Here is a 16,914-nt window from a genome sequence, read left to right as displayed (position 1 = left end):
GACATCGCGTCGAACGAGGGGTGCGGTAGCGCTTCCGGACGACTCTTGAAGCCCCTCAGCGCCGCCGGACCCCGAGCCCCACCACCGCGACCAGGTTCACCGCACTGCCGACCAAGAACCCTGTGGTCCCACCTGCGACACCGGCGATGGGCCCAAGCACCGCCATGAGCCCAGCGCCGACGACGAACCCGGCGACCGAGGCAAGGGCGACCTGGCGTGAGCGTCCAGCGGCGAGCAACAGCGCCGCCGGCACGAGCCCGACGGTGAACACCCACACCGCGACCATCAGGTACCGCAGGTCGGCGACGGCAGCGGCGCCCTCGGCGGGGTACACGATCGGCAAGAACCACCCGGCGAGCAGAACGACCACGCCGAACACGACGGCGGATGCTGCAGCGAACCCGACGACGAGCAGCAGCGCGCCGCGAGAGCGCAGCGATCCACCATCGGTCCGGTGCGCGAACGCCGGCACGAGCACCTGCCCCAACGCCTGCCCGAGCATCGACGCCGGCGTCGCCAGGGTGAACGCGGCGGCGTAGACACCGGCGTCGTGCGCCGACGACGTCACCTGCGCCGAGATCATCGTCAACTGCAGCAACCCGTTCGAGGTCACCACCGCCAGCACGTTCCACGCCGCGAACCCGAGCACCCCGGCAGCCGGTTCGCGCGAAGCAGGCGCGAAGCCGTTGCCCCGCGGCCAGCACGCGATCGCGAACACCGTGTACCCGATGGCCAGGGGGAGCAGCACGAAGGGCTCGAGCCGAGCGACGCACGCCACCACGAGCAACCCGAGCGCCAGGACGCTCGTCACCGAGTCCCACAGCGCCACCCGGGGTGCCCGGTCGTAGCCGAGCTGCGCGCCTCGGGCGTAGCAGTAGAGGCCGTAGCCGACGACGACCGCGGCACCGCCGAGCACCATCCCGGGGCCGTTGCCCCAGGCCAGCGCGATCGGTACGGTGACCGCCGCGAGCACCACGCTCGACATCAGCATGGACACCCCGAGCAGCCGGTTCACCGCGGCGTCCGACCGCCGACCCCGCAGTGCGATGGCCAGGAACCGTGACGCGGTGTTGCCCGCGGCGTTCGGCCAGAGCAGGGCGACGAAGACCGAGAGTGACAGCAGCGCCGTGGTCTGCCCGAGGGTCTCGGTGCCGAACACCCGCCCGACGACGACGGTCACGAGCAGCTTCGCGACGCCCTGCACCCCGATGCCGACCGTGGCGAGCACGGCCGACGAAGCCACCGACGAGGACGGCGCCGCAGGAGAATCAGGCCCGGCAGACGAAGCAGGCCCAGCAGCAGAAGGTTCGCTCACCGCGCCAACGCCTGTTCCACCCAGCCGCGCCGGTGCGCCCGCACCCCGAGCGTCACCGCCCGGACCCCGATGTACCCGAGGGCGAACGCCGCCCACAACCCCGCGAGCGTCCCGCCTGCCCACCAGAGCAGCGGCAGGTAGACGACGAGGTTCACACCTCCGGCGATGGCCAGGTACCGCGCATCCCCGGCGCCGATCAGCACCCCGTCGAGCACGAAGACGTACCCGGCGACGGGCATCCCGACGGCGATGAGCACCAGCACGACGGGCAGGGCGTCCCGCACCGCCTGCGAGTCCGAGAACACGGGCCCGAGCAGCCCGCTCACCGCCAGGGTCAGCACCCCGAGCAGCACACCACCGGCGATCCCGAGCAGCACGAGCCGCCTGGTCACCAGTCGCACCCGCTCCGGATCGCGTCCGCCGAGTCCGTGTCCGACGAGCGCCTGCCCGGCGATCGCCAGGGCGTCGAGTGCGAACGCCAGCGTCGAGAACACCGTCAGCCCGACCTGCGTCGTCGCCAGCCCGGTGGTCCCGAGCCCGGCGGCGGCCCCGACGGTCGCGAGCATCGCGATCCGCAGCGACGCGGTCCGCAGGAACAGCCATGCTCCCGACCGCAGGGCCCGGGCGACGCCCGAGGCGCCGGGTCGCAGCGGTGCCCCCGACGACCGGGCGGCCCGCACCGCGATGCGCACGTAGACGACGGCCATCGCCCACTGCACGATGACGGTGCCGGCGGCGGATCCCTCGACGCCCCAGCCGGCGCCGTAGATCAGGACGGCGTTCAGCAGCCCGTTCGCGACGAACCCGATGGTCGCGACGACGAGCGGGGTCTTCGTGTCCTGCAGCCCACGCAGCAGCCCGGTCGAGGCGGTCACGACCAGGATACCGGGCAGCCCGATCAGCGAGATGGTCAGGTACGCGGTCGCGGCGGCCGACACCTCGGCCGAGGCGCCGAACAGGTCGACGAGCGGCCCGGCGAGCGGCCACCCGACCAGCACCAGCACCACCCCCAGCACGAGCGCGAGCCACATCCCGTCGATGCCCGCGTGCACGGCTCCGCGACGGTCGCCACCACCGAGCGCCCGTGCCACGGCCGGGGTCGTCGAGTACGCCAGGAACACCAGCAGCCCGGTCACCGTCGACAGCACGGCACTCGCGAGCCCGACGGCCGCCAGCGGCGTCGCCCCCAGGTGCCCGACGAGCGCGGTGTCGGTCAGCAGGAACAGCGGCTCGACCACGAGCGCTCCGAGCGCCGGCACCGCCAGCCGCACGATGTCGCGGTCGACCGCGCGCCGCTCAGCGGTCACAGCGGGTCGCGTCGGTCGGTGCACCGACCCATTCTGTCGGCGATGCCGACCCGTCGTGGTCACCAGGCGGGGTGGGCGCGACGCCACGACGGACTGGAGGCCCGTGGCGGCGCCGCCACGGGCCTCCAGTCCGGTGGTCCCACGTCGTCAGGCCGGACGCGCGTTCCGGCCGACCACTCGCGTCAGTCGGCGCGCGGTTCCGCGGGGACGGCGCCGGTGGCGGCGTGTGCGGGGTCGGCGGCCTCGGTCGAGGGCTCGTCGGTGCCGCGGGCCCGGCCGATGACGTCCATCACGTGGTAGACGACGATCGCTGCGATGGTGCCGACGATGATGCCGCCGAAGCTCGCCTGGCCGAAGGTGAACGTGAAGTTGGCGATGCCGATGATCAGGGCGATGCCGGCGGTCAGCTGGTTCTTCGGCTTCGAGAAGTCGACGCGGTTCTCGACCCAGATCCGGATGCCGATGACGCCGATCAGGCCGTAGAGCGCGGTGGTGGCGCCGCCGAGCACGCCGGCCGGCACCGAGGAGATGACCACGCCGATCTTCGGCGACAGGCCGAGCAGGACGGCCGCGATGGCGGCGACCCAGTAGGCGGCGGTCGAGAAGACGCGGGTGGCGGCCATCACGCCGATGTTCTCGCCGTAGGTGGTGGTGGCGGAGCCGCCGCCGACGCCCGCGAGCACGGTCGAGATGCCGTCGGCGAAGAGCGCGCGACCGGTGAGCGGCGTGAGGTCACGGCCGGTCAGCTGCCCGACGCCCTTGACGTGGCCGACGTTCTCGGCGACCAGTGCCAGGACGACCGGCACGAACGCCAGGTAGATCGCCAGCTGGGACGGGTCGAAGGCGGGAGCGGTGAAGTCCGGCAGGCCGATCCACTTCGCCTCACCGACCTTCGAGAAGTCGACCTGCCCGCCGATGAGCGCCGCGACGTACCCGACGAGCACACCGATGACGATCGACAGCCGGCCGATCAGGCCCTTGAACAGGACGGTGACCAGGATGATCGTCGCGAGGGTGATGAGTGCGATGACCGGGGACGCGGTGAAGTTGTCGCGGGCGGCCGGTGCCAGGTTGAAGCCGATCAGGGCGACGATCGCGCCGGAGACCACCGGGGGCATCAGTCGGTCGATCCACCCGGCGCCGGCCAGGTGCACGACGAGTCCGACGATCGCGAGCAGCGCGCCGACGACGATGATGCCGGACAGCGCGAGCGGGATGCCGCCGATCTTGGTCGCCGCACCGATCGGGGCGATGAACGCGAAGGACGACCCGAGGTAGCTCGGCAGGCGGTTGCCCGTGATGAGCAGGAACAGGATCGTGCCGATGCCGCTGAACAGCAGCGTCGTCGACGGCGGGAACCCGGTGATCAGGGGCACCAGGAACGTGGCGCCGAACATCGCGACGACGTGCTGCACCCCGAGGCCGATCGTCCGGGGCCAGGTGAGCCGTTCGTCCGGTGTCACGATCGTCGTCGCGGAGACGGTCTTGCCGTCCCCGTGCAGCTTCCACGGAAGTCCCATGCGATGACCGTACCGGCAGCGATGCGCCGGTGACGACCCGGATCGACCTGCCCCATGGGGTCGGTGGCTATCGTGGACCGCATGACCGACGTCGCACGTGCCTCCGGCATCCACACTGACGAACTCGACCCCGCGGTGCGCCCCCAGGACGACCTGTACCGCCACGTGAACGGGACCTGGATCGAGGCGACGCCGATCCCCGACGACAAGGCCCGGTACGGCTCCTTCACGGTGCTGGCCGAAGCCGCCGAGATCGCCGTGCGCGACATCATCGAGCGCTCGCAGCAGGCCGCCCCCGGCACCGAGGAGCGGAAGGTCGGTGACCTCTTCACCTCGTTCACCGACGAAGCGCGGCTCGAGGAGCTCGGCACCGCACCGATCGAGCACCTGCTCGCCGAGATCACCGAGATCCAGTCCACGCGAGAGGTCATCGCCGCCGTCGGCCGCTTCGAGCGCCTCGGTCTGCCGAGCTTCCTGCAGCTCTTCGTCGACAACGACCCGGGCGACCCCGAGTCCTACGTCGTGTTCCTGGAGCAGTCCGGCCTCGGGCTGCCCGACGAGTCGTACTACCGCGAAGAGCGCTTCGCCGACATCCGCGAGAAGTACCGCGAGTTCGTCGCCGCGATGTTCCCGCTCGCCGGCCTCGACGACGGCGGCGCCCGCACCGAGCACGTCATCGCGCTCGAGACGGCGCTCGCCGCCCAGCACTGGGACAACGTCACCACGCGGGACAGCCAGAAGACCTACAACAAGCTGCCCTGGGCCGAGGTCGCCGCGCTCGCGAAGGGTGTCGACCTGCAGACCTGGTGGCAGGCCATCGACGCCCCGGCCGGTGCGTTCGAGACCGTCGTGGTGCGCGAGCCCTCGTTCATCACCGGCCTGGCCGACCTGCTGACCGACCAGCCGCTCGAGGTCTGGAAGGACTGGCTGCGCTGGCAGGTCATCCGTGGGTCCGCCGCGTACCTGACGAGTGCGTTCTCGGCCACGAACTTCTCGTTCTACGGCACCGCACTCACCGGTGCGCCCAAGCAGCGCGAGCGCTGGAAGCGTGGCGTCTCGCTGGTCGAGGGTGCGATGGGCGAGGCCGTCGGCCGCATCTACGTGCAGGAGCACTTCGACGAGACCTCGAAGGCCAAGATGGACGACCTCGTCGCCAACCTGGTCGAGGCGTACCGGCAGAGCATCACGGCGCTCGACTGGATGACCGACGAGACCCGTGCCCGTGCGCTCGACAAGCTCGACAAGTTCACGCCGAAGATCGGCTACCCGGTGAAGTGGCGCGACTACTCGGCGCTGCCTGTCCTGTCCGACGACCTGGTCGCGAACGTCCGCGCCGTCGCCTCGTTCCAGGTCGACCGCGAGCTCGGCAAGATCGGCAAGCCGATCGACCGCGACGAGTGGTTCATGACCCCGCAGACGATCAACGCGTACTACAACCCCGGCTTCAACGAGATCGTGTTCCCGGCCGCCATCCTGCAGTTCCCGTTCTTCGACGCGGACCGCGACGCCGCCGCGAACTACGGCGCGATCGGTGCCGTCATCGGGCACGAGATCGGCCACGGCTTCGACGACCAGGGGTCGCAGTACGACGGCGACGGCAAGCTCGAGAACTGGTGGACCGAGGCCGACCGCGCGGCGTTCGAGGAGCGCACGAAGGCGCTCATCGCCCAGTACGACGCCCTGGTGCCGACCGAGGTGCCCGACAGCCACGTGAACGGTGCCCTGACGATCGGCGAGAACATCGGTGACCTCGGTGGCCTGTCGATCGCGTGGAAGGCGTACCTGCTGTCGCTCGACGGCCAGGAGCCCCCGGTCGTCGACGGCCTCACCGGTGCCGAGCGCTTCTTCCTGAGCTGGGCCCAGGCCTGGCGCATGGCGATCCGCCCGGAAGAGGCGGCTCGACTGCTGAGCATCGACCCGCACTCGCCCAACGAGTTCCGCTGCAACCAGGTCGTGCGGAACATCGACGTCTGGTACGACACCTTCGGCGTGACCGAGCAGGACGCGATGTACCTCGACCCCGCCGAGCGCGTCGCGATCTGGTGATGACGGAGCCGGACGCGGCCCGGTCGTCGCGCCGCCGGCGACCGGACGACCGCCCAGCAGGTGGCGGCCGAGGTCGTGGGCGGCACAGCGGCCGGGCCGACGACCGCTTCACCGCCACCACCGAGGCGCTCGGTGCCCTCGCGCTCGAGGGCGCCGGGGTCAGCGCCTCGGTGATCGACACCTCCAGCGGCAAGGCCCTGCTCGCGATCGACGACACCCTGGTGCAGCCGGTCGCGAGCCTGGGCCGCGTCCTGCTGCTCATCGAGGTCGCCGCCCAGCTCGAGGACGGCCGCCTGCACGGTGACCGCCTGCAGCGCATGGCCCGCGACACCGCGACCGGTGCAGGCCTGTGGCAGTTCCTGCAGGAGCCGACCATGCAGGTGCCCGACCTGGCGACCCTGGTCGGCGCCACCGCCGACGCCTGGGCCATGAACGCACTGCTGTCGACCGTCGGTATCGACGCCGTCCGGGAGCGGGCGGAGTCCCTGGGCATCGAGCGCACGGCGCTGATCGACCGCGTGCGGGACCGCCGCGGCCCGGACGACGCCCCCGACGCGTCCGTCGCACCGACCGGGGAGCTGTCGTGGGTGATGCGCGGGCTGGCGCTCGGCGAGGTCGTCGACGAGGCGGTGTCGAACCGCGTGCTCGGCTGGTTGTCCCTGGCGAGTGACCTGAACCTGGTCGCCGGGTCCTTCGGGCTCGACCCCCTGGCACACCGAGCGCTCGACCACGGGTTGCAGGTCGTCGCGGTCACCGGGTCGAGCACGGGCGTGCGGGCCGAGGCGGGGATCCTGCGGGGGCCCGGGTCGTCGGTCAGCTACGCCGTGACCGTCACGTTCGACGACGCTTCGTTGCAGCGGCGGTTGGCCGTGGTCGAGGCGCTGCGGACCATGGGGACCGAGGTGCTCGAGGCGGTGCACGCGCCGGCTCGTCGCTGAGGGCGCTCGCCGATAGCCGCTCGGCGCCCGCCGGGCGCCGCCCGCGCCGAGTCTCGGTCCGGCGGACGGATCGCGGGCGTCACGACGGCGAAACTGTCCGCGGAGCCGAGACTCGGGGACCCGCGGGCGCTAAGGGCGGGTGCCGGAACGCGGTGTCGCCGGGTCAGGGCCGGGGACGCAGACCGACTCGGCGCTCAGGCTCAGCCCGTCGACGGTGCCGCGGATGCTCGCCGTGGCGGGGTCCGCCCCCGTCGACGATGACCAGTAGTCCCGCCCCATCGCCCGGCCGCTGACCTCGAGGCCCTCTGACGTCCACAGCGCGGTCACGGCGTCGAACGCCCCCTGCGCGTCGTCGACGATCTGGAACACGGGCACGATGCTGAACGCCGTCGCGCGGGTGCCGGTCGCATCGGGTGACCAGGTCGATCCGGGCGGCGCGCACTGTTCGGTGCCCGTGGTCACGGTCGCCCGGACCCCGGCAGCGTCGGCGGAGCGCTCGAGGAACGCCCGGAGCGTCGCTGCGTGGTCGCTGACGTCGGCGGGCACCCACGGGGTCGGCGACGGTCCCGACGTCGGGGTGCCCGGGGCAGTGGCGTCCTGCGGCTTCTCGGCGTCGAGGGGGAGTCCCATCCAGCCACTCGTCCCGTCGAGGCCGACGGAGAACGCGGTGCGCGGAGCGCGGTGTGCATCGGCGGCTTCGTCCTTCGTCCGGACGAGGACGTCGGCGACGGCGCCGAGTCGTTCGCCGTCGATCGACAGGTACGGGCGTTCGGCCTCGGCGGCCGTGTCGGTGGCAGCCTGCGCCGCGTCGGCCGAGGCTTGCGCAGCGTCGGCGTAGGTCGTGCCCGGTGAGTAGTACAGGCCCTCGACGTCGTTGTCACCGTCGCGGTCGAACCCGTCGATCGTGCGCAGGAGTGCTCGCCCGGGGTGCGTCGCCGTGATGCCCAGGGACACGTCACCACGGATCAGGGAGGCCGGGTGGTCACCGACGATCGGACGGGCCTGCGCGACGGCGTCGGTGAAGCTGACGGCCGGCACGAGCCAGATCGTGGAACGTGACGGGGTCGCCCACAGCCGGTGCACGAAGGGCTCCGCGCGCAGCCGTCCGGCCAGGTCGACGACGTCGGCGTCCATCGGGTCGACTGCGACCGGCGCCGACGCCCGGCCGCGGGGCACGTCCACGGTCACCGACAGCGTCGTGCCGGTGACACCCCGCGCTGCCGTGTTCCGGATCCGTTCGGCGACCGCGAGGTCCGTCGTGTCGGCCTGCACCTCGAGCGAAGCGATCCAGTTCTGCGGGTCGTCCTTCGCGTCGACCTGACGGATCTCGCCGTCGGCCGTGTCGACGCCGGGCAGTCGTTCGATCCGGGCGATGAGCTTCGCGAGCGCCGATTCCGATCCAGCCGGCGGTGGTGACGACGTGCACGCGGCGAGGGCGAGCACGACGCCGAGCGCGGTTGCGAGGGCTGCCGCTGAACGTGTCCGTGCGCGAGCCCCCATGCGCCCGAGTCTAGGAAGGGCATCACGCCGCACGGAATCGGTCGCGAGACCCATCCGTGCTCAGCGCAGGAGCACGAAGGAGCGCAGCGGCTGTGGGTCGACGTCGTGGGCCTCCACGAAGCCACGTGACTCGTAGAACGCTCGCTGCCCCGGCTCGTCGTCGGTGAGCAGGACCGTCTGGCGAACGCCGGCGTACCGCTGCAAAACGGCGTCGAGCAGTGCACCACCGATGCCGGACCGGTGCGCGGACGGCAAAACCAGGACGTCCTGCACGTACACGATCGTCACCCCGTCGGAGACCGTGCGGACCAGGCCGAGCAGGTGCCCGTCGCCGTCGCGGGACGTCAGAACGGTGTGGGAGCCGGCGATCGCCGCGGTGAGGGCCGCGGGGTCCTGCGTGTACGCGGTCCACCCGACGGCGTCGTACAGCGCCACCAGTTCGTCGGTGCCCGGTCGTTCGTCGCTGATCGTGGTGGTCACGGTGCTCATCGTGCCCGACTCCTACGAGGTCGCCTGCCCCTCCGGTACGAACGCCTGCACGGACAGCAGTGAGGCATCGGCCGACGCACACGCTTGGAAGTCGGTGTCCTTCACGAACAGGGACTGCTTCGACCCGGGCGGGTACACCCGGAAGCCGTCGGGGGTCTGCGGCGAGCAGTCGCCCACCGAGTAGTTCTCGGCACGGACGATCTTGAGCGGCGCCACGGCGGTCTTCCCGGGCGCCAGCGTCAAGGTGGGGTGCGGCGAGCTCTTCTCCGCGACGGCCGCCGCTCCGATCTGCTTGCCGTTCCCGCCCCCGACGAACGAGACGCCGGGCCACCCCTGCACGGTGCAGGTCGTCGACCCGGTGTTCTCGAGCACCAGGTGCACGATGACGCTGCCGGCGGCACCACCGCTGCCGGCCTCGATGCGTCCGGCGAGCGACGACACCGCGCACCGGTCGACGGACGCCCCGCCGGTGGCACCGGATCCGGCGGACGAGCCGGACCCGGAGGACGGTGCCGCCGAGGCGGACTCCTCGGACGACTGCGGCGTGGACGCCGACGCGGACGGCGACGGCGCGGGCGCGGTGACGGTCTCGGTGGCGGCGGGCTGCCCGTCCGAGGCGCACCCCGCCAGTGTCCCGACGGCGGCGAGCCCGGTCACGACGAGCAGGAACTTCGATCGGCTGCTGCGTTGCATGGTGCACAGGCAACCACCGAACGCCGCATCCGGTTCGGTCGGCGTCCAGGGACCACGGGCACACTCCGAGGCAAGCAACCCGAGCAGCGGAGGTCGGACATGACGGGCAAGCACGAACAGGCACGAGGCGACGAGGGTCGCGCGGACGGGGTCGAACCCCGCGCCGGAGCCTTCACGGACAGCGAGATCCCGGGCGAGGAGCACGTCGAGTCGACGGAGCCCGTCGGCGAGTTCGTCTCGAGCGACATCCCCGGCGAGACGCGACCGACCGGAACCGGACCCGACGGCGAGTACGTCGACTCGGACATCCCCGGCGAGGCCGAGCCGGCCCAGAACGGCGAGGTCGGGGAGTACACCGACACCGACAAGGCCTGACGAACCCGAGTGGAACGCATCCCATGATCAAGGATAGGCAGTCATCCTTGATCATGGGATGATCCATGTATGGCTTCGTACGAGACGATCCGCCGCACGGGCGACCCGGCGGCCGCGACACGCGCCTTCCGGATGCCGATGGTCTTCGAGGCCTACGTGCCGGATCCGCTGCAGGGCCGAACGGTCGATCTCGGACCGACCGAACAAGCGGCCGTGCTCGAGGCCACCGCTGCGGTGACGGAAGCCGAGACGAGATCCACGCTGCTCGGCAGCGGAGACGCACTGGGCCGGATGCTCCTCCGAGCCGAAGCGGTCGGGTCGTCGATGATCGAGGGCCTCGAGGTCTCCCCGCGGAAGCTGCTCGAAGAAGAGGCGCGCGGACGGAGCCCGCTCGGGCAGTGGAGCACCGCAACCGAGGTCCTCGGCAACATCGACGCCATGACCTTCCTCACCGAGTCGGTCGGTCCGGGTTCCCCGGTGACCCTCGACCTGCTCCTCGAGGCGCACCGGCGGCTGATGGAAGCTTCGACGACACCCGAGGTCGGGGGCACGGTCCGAGCGGTGCAGAACTGGATCGGCGGACCGACGCCTGCCGCAGCGGCGTTCGTTCCGCCCGTGCCGGAGCGGGTGCCAGGGCTCCTCGACGACCTGCTGGAGTTCGTGAACTCGAGCACGCTGCCGACGATCGCCATCGCCGCCGTCGCACACGCGCAGTTCGAGACGATCCACCCGTTCGCCGACGGCAACGGTCGCATCGGACGCGCACTGATCCACGCTGTCCTGCGGTCACGGGGGCTGACCATCGAGTCGTCTCCACCGGTGTCCCTGGTCCTGGCGACCCGTGCTGTCGACTACGAAGCGGGGCTCCAGCGGTTCCGGTCCACCGATCCGCCGGCATCGGAGCCAGCGCAGCGGGCCGTCGGGCAGTTCGTCCGGCTCTTCGCCGAGGCGATGGCCGAGGTCGTGGACCGGATGACGCAGTTCGAGCACGAGCTCGTCCGGATCAAGGAGTCCTGGCGATCTGCGCTCGCCGGAGTCCGCTCTGACTCCGCTGCATGGTCGGCGCTCGAACTCGCGCCCCGCATGCCCGTGCTCACCGCGCAGACGTTCGCGGCCGCGACGGGCCGGAGCGAGCAGGCCGCGAACACGGCCTTGGGGGTCCTCGTCGAGCGTGGAGTCCTGACACAACGATCGGCGGGACGGCGGAACCGTGTCTTCGAGGCAGACGCCGTGATCGGCGCGCTGGCACTGCTGGAACGCCGTCTCGCCTCTCCGGCTGGTGACACCGGCGTCGTGCCGCCGACCAGACACGTGCCGGCAGCTCCGCCCAGGGCCTGACGGTCAGTCGATGAGCTCCGCCGCCACCAGGCGGCGGAGCGTCTCCACGCCCGCAGGCGGGCAGCGATCCGCGTCGACGGAGGTGACCCACTCGACCTCGTCCACCTCGGCCGAGGCGACGGGCGTGGCGGAGTCCAGCGGGCCTCCCGGCCGGACCAGGAACAGCGTCATCGCGACCATGGTCCCCGGAGCCTGCCCGTGGGCGGGCTCGAGCACGACGCCGAACGGGTCGACGTCGTCGGCGGTGAGCCGCAGGCCGGTCTCCTCGTACGCCTCGCGCACCGCGGCTTCGACGTCGGTCTCGTGCGGCTCCGCCTTGCCGCCGGGCAGGTAGAGCACGTCGCGCGCCCGGGCGCGCACCATCAGGACACGTCGGTCACGCACCAGCAGCAGCGCACTCACGCGCAGCGTGGGTGGTTGCGAGCCTGTCTGGAGGCTCAGCTCGCGTCCGCCTGGTCGTCGCGATCCGAGGCGGTCGGGTCCAGTGCCGTGCGGTCGGCCAGCGGGACGACGGGCGACGGCAGCTCCGGCTCGGCCTCCGGCCGGACGCCGTACAGGGAGTCGATCGCCCCGACGAACTCCTCGCCGCGACCGGCGCGACCGAGCTCGCGGGCGCGGACCGAGGGACGGTGCAGCAGGACGCCGACCAGGTGCCGGAGCGCCCGCTCGGTGTGCTCGACGGACTCGCCGTCGGCGTCCGCGCGGCGCTTGGCCCGCTCGATCTCGTCGTCGAGGATGTCGAACACGTGCTTGCGGAACGCCACGAGCGCCGGGGTCGTCGACTGCTCCATTGCCTGCGCGCGGAACCGGGACACCGCGTCGTCGACCATCGCGCGGGCCTCGGACTCGGCGTTCAGCTCGGAGATCGGGGCGTGGATGCTGATCGTCTCGAGGTCGAGCAGTTCGACGCCGTCGACACCGGCGGCCGCGGGGTCGACGTTGCGGGGGAGCCCGAGGTCGATGACGATGCGCCGGACCCCGTCGTCGAGGTCAGCCGGTGCGACGACCGGGACCTCGCTCGAGGTGCAGGTGATCAGGACGTCGCTCTCGCCGATGGCCTGGCGCAGGTCGCGGGCGGCGACGAGGTCGTGCTTGGCGGCGAACCAGGGCGCCCGGCCCGAGGGCGAGAACACCTGGATGTTCGTGGCACCGCGGTCACGCAGTGCGGCGATGGTGGTGGCCGCGTAGCTGCCGGTGCCGACGAGCAGCACGCGGGTGCGGGCCCAGTCGGTGACCCGCGACGAGGCGAGTTCGAGGCCCAGGCGCACGAGCGACCGGCCGGCGGCACCGATGCGGGTGCGGGTCTTGACGCCGCGCGAGGTGTGCGCGGCCTCTTGGAACAGGCGCTCGAGGTCCGAGGTGGTGGTGCCGTTCGACCGGGCGTCCTCGAGCGAGCGCCGGACCTGGCCGGAGATCTCGGTCTCGCCGACGACGACGGACTCGAGTCCGCTCGACACGGCGAACAGGTGCTGCACGACGTCCTTGCCGTCCAGCACGTTGACGGAGTCCAGGACCTCGGTGGCGTCCAGGTCGCTCGCGGCGGCCACGGCCTGCACGGTGGCGGAGACGGCGGAGTCGCTCTCGTCGCCCGCGATGTCGAGGTACGCCTCGAAGCGGTTGCAGGTCGCGAGGACCACTGCACCGTCCAGGACGCCGGCATCCGTGACGAGTCGGCTGGCTGCCGCGGGTGCACCGATGCTCAGTCGCTCCAGGAGATCGAAGCTGGCGTTGCGATGCGACGCCGTGAGACAGATGAGCACGTAGTCAATGGTAACGCGCTCGATGGGAGAATCATCCGGTGACCGAAGCGACGACCACATCCCTCCCCGACTCCCACCCCCTGGCATCAGGGCGGACGAGTGGTTCCCGCCTGGTACGGGCCCTGCGGGGTGACCGTCCGGAGACGCTCCCGGTGTGGTTCATGCGGCAGGCCGGACGGTCCCTTCCGGAGTACCGGGAGCTTCGGATCGGCACAGCCATGCTCGACGCGTGCCTCGACCCGGAGATGGCGTCGGAGATCACCCTGCAGCCGGTCCGCCGGCACGGGGTCGACGCGGGCATCTTCTTCAGCGACATCGTCGTGCCGATCAAGCTCGCCGGTGTGGACGTCGAGATCGTCCCCGGTCGTGGCCCGGTGCTCTCGTCGCCGATCCGGACCCCCGCCGACGTCGACGCCCTGGAGCAGCTCGACCCCGCGGCCCTCGCCCCGATCGAGCAGGCCGTCCGACGCACGGTCGAGCAGCTCGGCGACACCCCGCTGATCGGCTTCGCGGGGGCGCCGTTCACCCTCGCCGCCTACCTGGTCGAGGGTGGCCCGTCCAAGGACCACATCCGCGCCCGCACGCTCATGCACGCCGACCCCGAGACCTGGTCGCGGCTGCTCGCATGGGCCGCCGAGGTGTCCGGGATGTTCCTCCGGGCACAGGTGCTCGCCGGGGCCTCGGCCGCGCAGCTCTTCGACTCGTGGGTCGGGTCGCTCTCCCGCGCCGACTACGTCCGGTCCGTCGCACCGCACTCCGCGCAGGCGATGTCGCACGTCGCCGAGCTCGGCGTGCCGCGCATCCACTTCGGCGTGGGCAGCGGCGAGGTCCTGGCCGACATGACGACCTTCGGCACGGACACCGTCGGCATCGACGCGGTCGGGGTCGACTGGCGCCTGCCGCTCGACCAGGCGGTCCAGCGCGTCGGCACCGGGGTCGGCGTGCAGGGCAACATCGACCCGGCGATGCTCTCGGCGCCGTGGGACGTCCTCGAAGCGCACGTCCGCGACGTCGTCCGTCGGGGTGGCGCCGCACGGGCCCACGTCGTGAACCTCGGCCACGGGGTCCCGCCCGAGACCGACCCGGACGTCCTGACCCGCGTGGTCGAGCTGGTCCACTCGCTCGGCGACGGCCGCTCGGACAACGGTGCAGCGCAGGACGGAGCCGGCGCGTGACCGACGTCGTCGTGGTCGGCGGCGGGATCGCCGGGCTCGTCACAGCCCGTGACCTCGCCAAGGGCGGCGCCCACGTGGTGCTCGTCGAGTCCTCGGGTGCGCTCGGCGGCATGATCCGTCGGCACACCGTCGGCGGGATCGACCTGGACATGGCGGCGGACTCCTTCGCCACCCGCACGGACGCCGTCGGCCGCCTGGCGATCGAGCTCGGGCTCGGCAACGACGTCGTCGCCCCCGACCCCCGCGGCGCCTGGCTGATGACCCGCGACGGTCGGACCTCCCCGATCCCGGCGACCGGGCTCCTCGGTATCCCGAGCACCCCGATGGCCGCGGACGTGCTGGCCGTGGTCGGGCAGAAGGGCGGCCTGCGCGCCCAGATGGACTCGCTGCTGCCGGCACCGGTGGGCGCCAAGGCCTCGTCGCTCGGCGAACTCGTCCGCCGGCGCATGGGGGAGCGGGTGCTCGACGACCTCGTGGTGCCGATCGCCGGTGGCGTGCACTCCACGCACCCCGACCAGCTCGATCCCGACCGGGTGGCTCCGGGCCTGCGTGCCGCACTGCTGCGCGAGGGCTCACTCGCCCGAGCGGTCCTGTCGCTGCGGGCACGCGCGGCCGCCGGCACCCCGGTGCAGGGGATCCGCGGAGGGACGGTGCGCCTGGTGGACGAGCTCGTCGCCGACATGGAGACCTACGGGGTGGACGTCCGGCTGCACACCCGGGCGACCCGCATCGAGGCGCACGCGGTCGAGATCGTCAGCGCCGACGGCACGACCGAACGGCTGCCGGCCCAGCACACCCTGTCCTCCGTCGCCGACCCGGAGCGCACCGCCGCCCCCGACCGGACCGGTATCCAGCTGGTCACGCTCGTCGTCGACCAGCCGGAGCTCGACGCCGCCCCGCGTGGCACCGGGATGCTCGTGCACCCCGACGCCCAGGCGGTGTCGGCGAAGGCCCTCACGCACGCGACGGTGAAGTGGCCGTGGCTGGCCGACGTGGCGGGCGGACGCCACGTCCTGCGACTCAGCTACGCGACCACCGGGACGGACCCTGCGGGCGTGGCCACGAGCCTCCCGGTCGAGCCGACCGACCCCGTCGGCAGCCGCGCGCTGCAGGACGCGTCCACGCTGCTCGGTGTGCCGATCACGGCCGACCGCGTCAGCGGCGCCGCACGCGTCGGCTGGTACGGACCGGACCTCACCGCGGCCGGGTTGGCCGAGGGCGTCGTCGGGATCGGCGAGGCCTCGACCGGACGCGGCCTGGCGGGGATCATCGCCGCCGCTCGGAAGGCAGCCGACCAGATCCTCGGTTCCTGAGCGGACCGCGCAGCCCCTGAGGGCTACTGTTGGTGAGACCGCCGGACGTATTCCGTTCGGTGCATGACCACCGCACAACCAATGCACGGAGGAATCGCACATGCGCGGAAAGCTCCTGTTCGTCGCCGGCGCCGCACTCGGGTACGTCCTGGGATCGCGAGCCGGACGGGCGCGGTACGAGCAGATCAAGACCGTCAGCGGCAAGGTCTGGAACAGCAACGGCGTCCAGAAGGGCGTGCACGTCGCCGAGGACTTCATCGCCGACAAGACCCCGGACGTCGCCGAGTTCATCGGTGAGACGACCAAGAAGGCCGTCCGCAAGGTCGGCCAGAAGAAGGACACCACCACCTCATGACCGACACCCGCGATCGCAAGTCGCGTTCGCTGTTCGGCCTGGTCGGCGACGTCCCGAAGCTCGTCAAGGGCCTGGTCAAGGGCGAGATCGACCTGCTCAAGGCCGAGATGCTCGCGAAGGCGAAGATCTTCGGTCTCGCAGCCGGCCTGCTGGTCGGTGCGCTCGTCGTCGTGCTCTACGCGATCGGCGTCCTGCTGACCGCAGCCGTGATGGGCCTCGCGACCGTGATGCCGGCGTGGCTGGCCGCACTGGTGGTGGCCGTGGTGATGCTGATCATCGCCGCGATCCTCGGCCTGATCGGCTGGAAGCGCCTGAAGAAGGGCCTGCCGATCACGCCGAAGCGCACGATCGCCAGCGTCAAGGACGACATCAACGCGGTCAAGGGCCTCGGCAAGAAGCCGACCCCGCCGACGCAGTACGGCAGCCGCACGCCGGACGTCGACGGCCGCTCCTGAGCGCCGACAGCCCCGACAGCCGCACCACCGACGGAGGAACCGTGACCGACCCGCACGACGATCTCGCTGCTCGCGTCGCCGCGACCCGCGCCCAGCTGTTCGACACCCTCGACGCGATCGAGGACAAGCTCAACGTCCCGAAGCAGATCGGGATCGCGGCGTCGAAGTTCAAGCGCGGCCTCGACGAGAAGCCGGTGCCCTACCTGGCCGGTCTCGCAGCCGGCGTAGCGGTGGTCGGGGGTATCGTCGTGATGGTGCTCCGACGGCGGTAGACCGCCCGAGCGCGGTCCACCGGATGCGGGGCGGCCAACACCCTGGCAACCGATAGGACAATG

Annotated in this window: 17 protein-coding genes; 9 read left to right on the top strand and 8 right to left on the bottom strand. The window is 71.8% G+C overall.

The annotated features are described in order from the left end of the window. Positions 1 to 55 precede the first annotated feature (55 nt). The 3 genes from DEJ03_RS04130 to DEJ03_RS04120 all read right to left on the bottom strand — a co-directional run bounded on the left by DEJ03_RS04130 (position 56) and on the right by DEJ03_RS04120 (position 4,142). On the bottom strand, positions 56 to 1,228 hold the full coding sequence (locus DEJ03_RS04130) for a lipopolysaccharide biosynthesis protein (RefSeq protein WP_181422602.1): 1,173 nt from the start codon (positions 1,226 to 1,228) through the stop codon (positions 56 to 58). Between the two features lie 83 nt (positions 1,229 to 1,311). After that, the gene (locus DEJ03_RS04125) at positions 1,312 to 2,622 is read right to left on the bottom strand and encodes an MATE family efflux transporter (RefSeq protein WP_110863608.1); all 1,311 of its coding nucleotides are present in this window, start codon (positions 2,620 to 2,622) and stop codon (positions 1,312 to 1,314) included. 182 nt (positions 2,623 to 2,804) lie between these two features. Continuing rightward, positions 2,805 to 4,142 (bottom strand): uracil-xanthine permease family protein, encoded by a 1,338-nt coding sequence (locus DEJ03_RS04120; RefSeq protein ID WP_110863607.1) that lies wholly within the window; start codon positions 4,140 to 4,142, stop codon positions 2,805 to 2,807. An 81-nt stretch (positions 4,143 to 4,223) separates the two neighbouring features. Between DEJ03_RS04120 and DEJ03_RS04115 the strand changes: the two genes are divergently transcribed. Beyond that, positions 4,224 to 6,188, top strand: coding sequence for a M13 family metallopeptidase (locus tag DEJ03_RS04115; RefSeq protein WP_110863709.1), 1,965 nt, complete (start codon positions 4,224 to 4,226; stop codon positions 6,186 to 6,188). Further along, entirely contained in the window at positions 6,188 to 7,126 is a 939-nt protein-coding gene (locus tag DEJ03_RS04110; protein WP_071404465.1) for a serine hydrolase, read from the top strand. The genes DEJ03_RS04115 and DEJ03_RS04110 overlap by 1 nt, the downstream gene beginning before the upstream one ends. Positions 7,127 to 7,255: 129 nt before the next feature. Here the strand turns inward: DEJ03_RS04110 and DEJ03_RS04105 are convergent, their stop codons facing one another. The 3 genes from DEJ03_RS04105 to DEJ03_RS04095 are packed head-to-tail and all read right to left on the bottom strand — an operon-like array spanning position 7,256 to position 9,808. After that, complete coding sequence (locus DEJ03_RS04105; protein ID WP_146237647.1) at positions 7,256 to 8,626, bottom strand: hypothetical protein; 1,371 nt, start codon at positions 8,624 to 8,626, stop codon at positions 7,256 to 7,258. Positions 8,627 to 8,686: 60 nt separating this feature from the next. Next, complete coding sequence (locus tag DEJ03_RS04100) at positions 8,687 to 9,115, bottom strand: GNAT family N-acetyltransferase (RefSeq protein ID WP_181422601.1); 429 nt, start codon at positions 9,113 to 9,115, stop codon at positions 8,687 to 8,689. A gap of 12 nt (positions 9,116 to 9,127) precedes the next feature. Then, entirely contained in the window at positions 9,128 to 9,808 is a 681-nt protein-coding gene (locus tag DEJ03_RS04095; protein WP_110863605.1) for a DUF4232 domain-containing protein, read from the bottom strand. A gap of 99 nt (positions 9,809 to 9,907) precedes the next feature. On the opposite strand from DEJ03_RS04095, the gene DEJ03_RS04090 reads away from it, so the two are divergent. Together DEJ03_RS04090 and DEJ03_RS04085 are read left to right on the top strand one after the other, a co-directional pair. After that, positions 9,908 to 10,183, top strand: coding sequence for a hypothetical protein (locus DEJ03_RS04090; RefSeq protein WP_071404469.1), 276 nt, complete (start codon positions 9,908 to 9,910; stop codon positions 10,181 to 10,183). A 69-nt stretch (positions 10,184 to 10,252) separates the two neighbouring features. Further along, entirely contained in the window at positions 10,253 to 11,521 is a 1,269-nt protein-coding gene (locus tag DEJ03_RS04085; protein ID WP_220034103.1) for a Fic family protein, read from the top strand. 3 nt (positions 11,522 to 11,524) lie between these two features. Here DEJ03_RS04085 and DEJ03_RS04080 read toward each other — a convergent pair whose 3' ends face one another. Then, entirely contained in the window at positions 11,525 to 11,923 is a 399-nt protein-coding gene (locus DEJ03_RS04080; protein WP_110863604.1) for an NUDIX domain-containing protein, read from the bottom strand. A gap of 35 nt (positions 11,924 to 11,958) precedes the next feature. Then, complete coding sequence (locus DEJ03_RS04075; protein WP_110863603.1) at positions 11,959 to 13,281, bottom strand: glutamyl-tRNA reductase; 1,323 nt, start codon at positions 13,279 to 13,281, stop codon at positions 11,959 to 11,961. A gap of 38 nt (positions 13,282 to 13,319) precedes the next feature. Between DEJ03_RS04075 and hemE the strand changes: the two genes are divergently transcribed. The 5 genes from hemE to DEJ03_RS04050 all read left to right on the top strand — a co-directional run bounded on the left by hemE (position 13,320) and on the right by DEJ03_RS04050 (position 16,851). Continuing rightward, entirely contained in the window at positions 13,320 to 14,456 is a 1,137-nt protein-coding gene (gene hemE, locus DEJ03_RS04070) for a uroporphyrinogen decarboxylase (protein WP_110863602.1), read from the top strand. Beyond that, positions 14,453 to 15,769 (top strand): NAD(P)/FAD-dependent oxidoreductase, encoded by a 1,317-nt coding sequence (locus DEJ03_RS04065; RefSeq protein ID WP_258370483.1) that lies wholly within the window; start codon positions 14,453 to 14,455, stop codon positions 15,767 to 15,769. Before hemE ends, DEJ03_RS04065 begins: the two co-directional genes overlap by 4 nt. Positions 15,770 to 15,869: 100 nt before the next feature. Beyond that, positions 15,870 to 16,124: a hypothetical protein gene (locus DEJ03_RS04060; protein WP_017887727.1), complete on the top strand. Its 255-nt coding sequence runs from the start codon at positions 15,870 to 15,872 to the stop codon at positions 16,122 to 16,124. Continuing rightward, a complete protein-coding gene (locus DEJ03_RS04055) occupies positions 16,121 to 16,579 on the top strand; it encodes a phage holin family protein (protein WP_110863601.1) in 459 nt (152 codons plus the stop codon). Before DEJ03_RS04060 ends, DEJ03_RS04055 begins: the two co-directional genes overlap by 4 nt. 41 nt (positions 16,580 to 16,620) lie before the next feature. Beyond that, positions 16,621 to 16,851 (top strand): DUF3618 domain-containing protein, encoded by a 231-nt coding sequence (locus tag DEJ03_RS04050; RefSeq protein WP_027467026.1) that lies wholly within the window; start codon positions 16,621 to 16,623, stop codon positions 16,849 to 16,851. The last annotated feature ends 63 nt before the right edge of the window (positions 16,852 to 16,914 follow it).

This window comes from Curtobacterium sp. MCLR17_043, from assembly GCF_003224215.1.
Lineage (GTDB): Bacteria > Actinomycetota > Actinomycetes > Actinomycetales > Microbacteriaceae > Curtobacterium > Curtobacterium flaccumfaciens.
This window is presented reverse-complemented; position numbering and strand designations above follow the sequence as displayed.

Excerpts from the sequence above, each read along its gene's own strand:
- DEJ03_RS04120 (WP_110863607.1), bottom strand. The coding sequence starts at position 4,142 with ATGGGACTTCCGTGGAAGCTGCACGGGGACGGCAAGACCGTCTCCGCG.
- DEJ03_RS04115 (WP_110863709.1), top strand. The coding sequence starts at position 4,224 with ATGACCGACGTCGCACGTGCCTCCGGCATCCACACTGACGAACTCGAC.
- DEJ03_RS04110 (WP_071404465.1), top strand. The coding sequence starts at position 6,188 with ATGACGGAGCCGGACGCGGCCCGGTCGTCGCGCCGCCGGCGACCGGAC.
- DEJ03_RS04105 (WP_146237647.1), bottom strand. The coding sequence starts at position 8,626 with ATGGGGGCTCGCGCACGGACACGTTCAGCGGCAGCCCTCGCAACCGCG.
- DEJ03_RS04100 (WP_181422601.1), bottom strand. The coding sequence starts at position 9,115 with ATGAGCACCGTGACCACCACGATCAGCGACGAACGACCGGGCACCGAC.
- DEJ03_RS04095 (WP_110863605.1), bottom strand. The coding sequence starts at position 9,808 with ATGCAACGCAGCAGCCGATCGAAGTTCCTGCTCGTCGTGACCGGGCTC.
- DEJ03_RS04090 (WP_071404469.1), top strand. The coding sequence starts at position 9,908 with ATGACGGGCAAGCACGAACAGGCACGAGGCGACGAGGGTCGCGCGGAC.
- DEJ03_RS04085 (WP_220034103.1), top strand. The coding sequence starts at position 10,253 with ATGGCTTCGTACGAGACGATCCGCCGCACGGGCGACCCGGCGGCCGCG.
- DEJ03_RS04060 (WP_017887727.1), top strand. The coding sequence starts at position 15,870 with ATGCGCGGAAAGCTCCTGTTCGTCGCCGGCGCCGCACTCGGGTACGTC.
- DEJ03_RS04055 (WP_110863601.1), top strand. The coding sequence starts at position 16,121 with ATGACCGACACCCGCGATCGCAAGTCGCGTTCGCTGTTCGGCCTGGTC.